Raw genomic sequence first — 6,321 nt, 5'->3', positions numbered from 1 at the left:
CATGGCCAGCACGCCGCCACCGACTGCCAGCAGCGCGACCAGGACGCCCGCACCGGCCACGATGTAGGGATTTTCCTTGATCTTGTCGACGAAACCACCGGACTTGGCGGACTTGTCCGCCGGTGCGGCCGCCGGGGTAGCGGGTGCAGCGACGGCTGCCGGGGCGGGCGCAGCGGCAGGCATCGGCTTGTCCTCGGGCTTGGTGTCGCCACCCTCGGCCGGCTTGTCGGCGGCAGGCGCGGCCGTTGCCTCAGCTGCCGGTTTGGCGGCCTCCGCCTCCTTCTGCTGCTGCGCGGTCAGGTCGGCGATGGTCTTGTTCTTCAGCTCCAGCAGTTTCTGGAGGTTGTCGACGTTCTTTTCCAGATCCTTGACGCGGTCATTGGCTTCGGCCAACGCACGTTCGCTGGCGGCCTTGTCCTCGGCAGCGGCGCCCGCGTTGCCGGTCTTGCCACGGCCTTTGTTGGCGCGCGAGAGCTCCAGGCGATCCCGTGCATCCTGGGTGCCGGAACGCTCCTCTACCCGCGCGGTGATCTTGCCCCCGCCGCTCTGGCGATTGCTGCCCGCCTTGCCGGCCGGTGCATTGGCGACCTGTCCTGCCAGCTTGTTGCGGTAAGCGTTGAAGTCCTGGGCCTGCGCAACGACCATGCCGCGCGCTTCGTCGCGGTCGACGGCGGCAGCCGTGGGCTGGTCGGGGATCGACAGGATCTTGCCCGCCCGCAGACGGTTGATGTTGTTGCCCTGGAATGCGTCCGGATTGGCGCGGTACAGCGCAATCAGCATCTGATCCAGCGAGACATTGGGCTGCTGGTTGCGGTTGGCGATGCTGCCCAGCGTATCACCGGGCTTGACGCGATAATCGGCGCTCTTGCCGCCGCTGGCCGCAGCCGGTGCTGTTGCGGGGGCGGCCACGCTGCCGGAGGCGGCAGGACCGGCGGCCGGCGCGGTCGCCATGGCATCCGGGCTGGCCGAAGCCGGGGTATTTTCGGGGGCGGCCTGCTGGCGGCGGATCAGTTCTTCCGCCAGCGGCGAAGGAGCAGGACGCTGCACGATGCTGGTGGCCGGCTCTTCACCGCTGACCGGGATCGCCGCACTGGCCATCGGCGCAGCCGCCGCAGGCGCAGCAGCCGGTGCTGGCGCTGCGGCGGGTTCAGCCGCAGCAGGTGCCGCCATCGCAGCAGCCGGCGCTTCTGCAGCCGCCGCGGGGGCGGCAGCAGGGGCCGGCGCAGAGGTGGCGGCCGGTGTGGCCGGTGACGCGGCCGCAGCCGCCGTGGCGGCCTGGGCATTGCCCGGTGTCAGCGGCGCGACCTGGGCGTTGCGCGGGGTCTTGCTGTCAGGAGGATCGAGCAGGAAAGTATATTCACGCAACTGCCGCGCTTCACCCGAACCCAGTTCCAGCAACAGGTCGACGAAGGGATCGCTGACCGGCTGGGACGAACTGATGCGGATGACATGACGTCCCTGCCGCTGCTCCAGCACGATGGACAGCGAACTCAACACCGGGTTGTAGTCCATGTTGGCGCGGCGGAAGGCTTCCGCCGGTGCCAGGCGCGCCGTAAGCTTGCCGGCCTCGTCGGCACCGACGGCGGTGACCTCGATCTCCGCGCGCAGCGGCTGGCCCAGCGACGAGAGCACGGTCAGCTTGCCCAGGGCGGCGGCCTGCGCCCCCAGCGGCAAGGCCATGGCCAGCGCGATGGCAGCGCTGAGTGTCTTCATCTGGGACAGGGGAAGCTTCTTGTTGGTATGTACAGGCATGTTTTGTTTGGCTTAGAGAAACGTTCCGCTTCAAACCCGTCACGCTGGCGTTCAACCCGGTGCTGGCCTGGGAATGCCGTACCACTCCGTGAATGGGGCAGATGCCGCGCGGCCTGCAACCCGGCCTGCGCCACTCCTTGTCCGTGCCGGCTTGCTGTTTTCACGGCTTTTCTTGCAGGCCAGCGGACGGAGCAGATCCATTTCATCAAATCCAGCAGGCGTCCGTCCGGGGCGCTGCCACATGTTGGCTTTCATGAAATGGATTGGCTTTTCAAATTAACATCAAGAACTTACACCCGCAAGTGTACTTACTTTCTCAAGATGAGAAAAACCCGCCAGCATCCACTCACATGGACGCTGGCGGGCTATTGTTGCAGACTGACAACGCGAAAGGCAAGTCCTATTCGCATTGCAGCAACGCAGCGGGTGCAGTGACCGGGATGAATCCCGGCCGCCGGCATCACTCCAGGTTGCCCAGGATGATGCGCAGCATGCGGCGCAGCGGTTCGGCCGCGCCCCACAGCAGCTGGTCGCCGATGACGAAGGCGGAGATGTATTCCGGCCCCTGGTTCAGCTTGCGCACGCGGCCCACGCCGATTTCCAGGCCGCCGGTAATGGACGCCGGGGTCAGTTCCTTGACCGTGACGGCGCGGTCATTGGGCACCCACTTCACCCACTGGTTGCCGGAACGGATGATGGACTCGATCTCGGCCAGGGGCAGGTCGCGCTTGAGCTTGATGGTCAGCGCCAAGCTATGGCAGCGCATCGCGCCGATACGCACGCACAGGCCGTCCACCGGGATGATCTGCTCGTTGCCCAGGATCTTGTTGACCTCGGCCTGGCCCTTCCACTCTTCCTTGGACTGGCCGTTTTCCAGCTGGGCGTCGATCCAGGGGATCAGGCCGCCAGCCAGGGGCGCGCCGAAGAATTCGGTCGGCACGTCTTCACGGATGGTCTTGGCAACCTTGCGGTCGATGTCCAGGATGGCCGAAGACGGGGTCGCCAGCTCATCGGCCACCGCCGCATTGATGACGCCCATGCCCTTCAACAGCTCGCGCATGTGGTTGGCGCCGCCGCCGGAAGCGGCCTGGTAGGTCATGGAACTGACCCACTCGACCAGGCCTTCCTTGAACAGGCCGCCCACGCCCATCAGCAGGATGGAGTTGGTGCAGTTGCCGCCGATGTAGTTCTTCACACCCTTGGCCAGCGCATCCTTGATGACGTTGTTGTTGACCGGATCCAGCACGATCACGGCATCATCCTTCATGCGCAGCGAGGAAGCCGCGTCGATCCAGTAGCCATCCCAGCCAGCGGCGCGCAGCTTGGGGAAGATCTCATTGGTGTAGTCGCCGCCCTGTGCGGTGATGATGATGTCGCATTTCTTCAGTTCTTCAATGCTGTTGGCGTCTTTCAGGGTCGTTGCCGTTTTGGCAAACGACGGCGCCTTGCCGCCCGCATTCGAAGTCGAGAAAAACACCGGTTCGATGTGATCGAAATCACCTTCATCCTGCATGCGTTGCATCAGGACCGAACCCACCATTCCACGCCAGCCAACCAAACCAACCAGTTTCATCATCTTTCCCTATTTAGAACTTCCATGGTGAACAAATCAGATTGAACCCATTTGCGCCGGACCATCCGGCATTTCAAGCGCCTGGCCGCACCGGTTGGGGCGCGGCCAGACGACGTTGATCTCAGGCGAGGGCCTTGACCACGGCTTCACCCATCTGCTGGGTGTTGACCTTGGTGCAGCCTTCTTCATAAATATCGGCGGTGCGCAGACCTTGCGCAAGCACTTTCTTCACGGCGTTCTCGATGCGGTCGGCCTGCTCGGCACGGTTCAAGGAGAAGCGCAGCATCATCGCTGCCGACAGGATGGTCGCCAGCGGATTGGCGATGCCCTTGCCAGCGATGTCCGGGGCCGAGCCGTGTGAAGGTTCATACAGGCCCTTGTTGTTGGCATCCAGCGAGGCCGAGGGCAGCATGCCGATCGAACCGGTCAGCATGGCGGCGGCGTCCGAGAGGATGTCGCCGAACATGTTGCCGGTGACGATGACGTCGAAGTTCTTCGGTGCCTTCACCAGCTGCATGGCGGCGTTGTCCACGTACATGTGCGACAGCTCGACGTCCGGGTATTCCTTGCCGACCTCGGTGACGATGTCTTTCCAGAACTGGAAGGTTTCCAGCACGTTGGCCTTGTCCACGCTGCACAGGCGCTTGCCGCGCTTGGCGGCGGCCTGGAAGGCGACGTGGGCGATGCGGCGGATTTCCGGTTCCGAATAGCGCATGGTATCAAAACCTTCACGTGCGCCCTTGAACGGACCGTCCGGCGCTTCGCGCATGCCGCGCGGCTGGCCGAAATAGATGTCGCCGTTCAGTTCGCGCACGATCAGGATGTCCAGGTTGGCCACCAGTTCGGGCTTCAGGGAAGAAGCACCGGTCAGCTCCGGATAGCAGATCGCCGGACGGAAGTTGGCGAACAGCTGCAGGTGCTTGCGCAGGCCCAGGATGGCTTGCTCGGGGCGCAGCGCGCGTTCCAGCTTGTCGTACTTCCAGTCACCCACCGCACCGAAGAGAATGGCATCGGCTTCCTTGGCCAGCTTCAGGGTGCCGTCCGGCAGCGGATGGCCGTGCGCTTCATAGCCGGCGCCGCCGACCGGGGCGGTTTCCATCTCGAACTTTTCGTCCAGGGCATTGAGCACGCGGACGGCTTCGTCGACGATCTCGGGACCGATGCCGTCACCCGGCAGGATAGCAATCTTCATGGTTTCTCTTTCTCAGTGTTTCCAGCCGTGCTGGAAGACGTTCTTGGAATAAGTAACGACAGTAACGACAAGGGCGGCCATCTGACCGCCCTTTGCTGTTGTCTCGACGATCCTCTTCAGATCGTGTTGCTCAGCCAGGGCTGTTCGTGCAGGTGTTTCTCTTCGTAGGCACGAATGGTGTCGGCTTTGCGTAGGGTCAGGCCAATGTCATCGAAACCGTTCAGCAGGCAGTACTTGCGGAATTCGCTGATGTCGAACGGATAGACTTCGCTGCCATTGGTGGTGCTGACGACCTGTTTTTCCAGGTCGATGACCAGGCGGTAACCCGGGAAGGCCTTGACTTCATTGAACAGGTGATCGACCTGTTGTTCGGTCAGGACGATGGGCAGCAGGCCGTTCTTGTAGCAGTTGTTGAAGAAGATGTCGGCAAAGCTGGGCGCGATCACGGCGCGGAAGCCGTACTGGTCCAGCGCCCAGGGCGCATGTTCACGCGAAGAGCCGCAGCCGAAGTTCTTGCGCGACAGCAGGATGGACGCCCCTTGATAGCGCTCCTGGTTGAGCACGAAATCGGGGTTCACCGGACGCTTGCTGTTGTCCATGCCCGGCTCGCCATGGTCCAGGTAACGCCATTCGTCGAACAGGTTGGGGCCGAAGCCGCTGCGCTTGATCGACTTCAGGAATTGCTTGGGGATGATCGCATCGGTATCGACGTTGGCGCGATCCAGCGGCGCTACCAGTCCTTCATGCACGATAAATTTATTCATGAGCTTGACCTCGGGTCGGCGGGGCGATTGCTGATTGCTCTGCCCTGCCCTTCCTGTTTCCTGTTCAAAAACTGAAGCTGCGGCACGCTGGCCGCAGCCTTGCACTGTCTGATCCTGCGTTTTTCTGCTTATTTCTTGCTGGCGTCCTGCATCTTTTCGCCGACCTTTTCGACATCCTTGCCGAATCCGTTGACGGTATTGCAACCGGCCAGCGCCCCCAGGGCGACGGCCAGCAGAACCAGAGCGGAGATTTTTTTCATGGTTGTATTCTCTCGAAAAGATTCACAAGCCCGTGCTTACAGAGAGCGCACGTCCACGAAGTGACCGGCAATGCCAGCCGCCGCGGCCATGGCCGGGCTCACCAGGTGAGTACGGCCACCGGCGCCCTGGCGGCCTTCGAAATTGCGGTTCGAGGTTGAGGCGCAGCGCTCGCCCGGTTCCAGGCGGTCGGCATTCATGGCCAGGCACATGGAGCAGCCCGGTTCACGCCATTCGAAGCCGGCATCGCGGAAGATCTTGTCCAGACCTTCACGTTCTGCCTGTTCCTTCACCAGGCCCGAACCCGGCACCACCATCGCCAGCTTGACGTTGGAGGCGCGGAACTTGCCACGCACCACCTTGGCCGCTTCGCGCAAATCTTCGATGCGGGAATTGGTACAGGAGCCGATGAAGACCTTGTCGATGCGGATGTCTTCAATGGGGGTGTTGGGCTTCAGGGCCATGTAGGCCAAGGCCTTTTCCATGCCGTCGCGCTTGGTCGGGTCCTTTTCCTTGTCGGGATCGGGAACGCGGGCGTCGACTGCCACCACCATCTCGGGCGAGGTGCCCCAGGTGACTTGCGGCTTGATCTCGGCGGCATTCAGGGTCACGACCAGGTCGAACTTGGCGCCCTGGTCCGAATGCAGGGTGCGCCAGTACGACACGGCGCGCTCCCAGTGCGGGCCGGAGGGCGAGAAGGGACGGCCCTTCAGGTATTCCAGGGTGGTGTCGTCGAAGGCCACCATGCCGGCACGGGCACCCGCTTCGATGGCCATGTTGCA

General features: G+C 63.0%; 6 protein-coding genes. All 6 read right to left on the bottom strand.

What is annotated here, in order from left to right; genetic code table 11:
- The coding region (locus B3873_RS21500; protein ID WP_286868952.1) for a type IV pilus assembly protein FimV at positions 1–1,713 on the bottom strand (1,713 nt) is incomplete at its 3' end.
- Between the two features lie 499 nt (positions 1,714–2,212).
- A complete protein-coding gene (gene asd, locus B3873_RS21495) occupies positions 2,213–3,325 on the bottom strand; it encodes an aspartate-semialdehyde dehydrogenase (RefSeq protein ID WP_209534443.1) in 1,113 nt (370 codons plus the stop codon).
- Positions 3,326–3,446: 121 nt separating this feature from the next.
- On the bottom strand, positions 3,447–4,517 hold the full coding sequence (leuB, locus tag B3873_RS21490; RefSeq protein WP_017452965.1) for a 3-isopropylmalate dehydrogenase: 1,071 nt from the start codon (positions 4,515–4,517) through the stop codon (positions 3,447–3,449).
- 116 nt (positions 4,518–4,633) lie between these two features.
- Positions 4,634–5,281, bottom strand: a complete 648-nt coding sequence (gene leuD / locus B3873_RS21485; protein WP_276842691.1) for a 3-isopropylmalate dehydratase small subunit — start codon at positions 5,279–5,281, stop codon at positions 4,634–4,636.
- A 128-nt stretch (positions 5,282–5,409) separates the two neighbouring features.
- Positions 5,410–5,541, bottom strand: coding sequence for an entericidin A/B family lipoprotein (locus B3873_RS21480; protein WP_121045014.1), 132 nt, complete (start codon positions 5,539–5,541; stop codon positions 5,410–5,412).
- A 36-nt stretch (positions 5,542–5,577) separates the two neighbouring features.
- A partial coding sequence (locus B3873_RS21475; RefSeq protein ID WP_286868945.1) for an aconitase family protein occupies positions 5,578–6,321 on the bottom strand: 744 nt, incomplete at its 5' end.

The sequence above is a fragment of the Herbaspirillum sp. UBA812 genome, from assembly GCF_002296545.1.
GTDB classification, from domain to species: Bacteria; Pseudomonadota; Gammaproteobacteria; order Burkholderiales; family Burkholderiaceae_D; genus Herbaspirillum; species Herbaspirillum huttiense.
The sequence above is the reverse complement of the archived record's forward strand: the minus strand, read 5'-3'. Positions and strand labels throughout refer to the sequence as shown.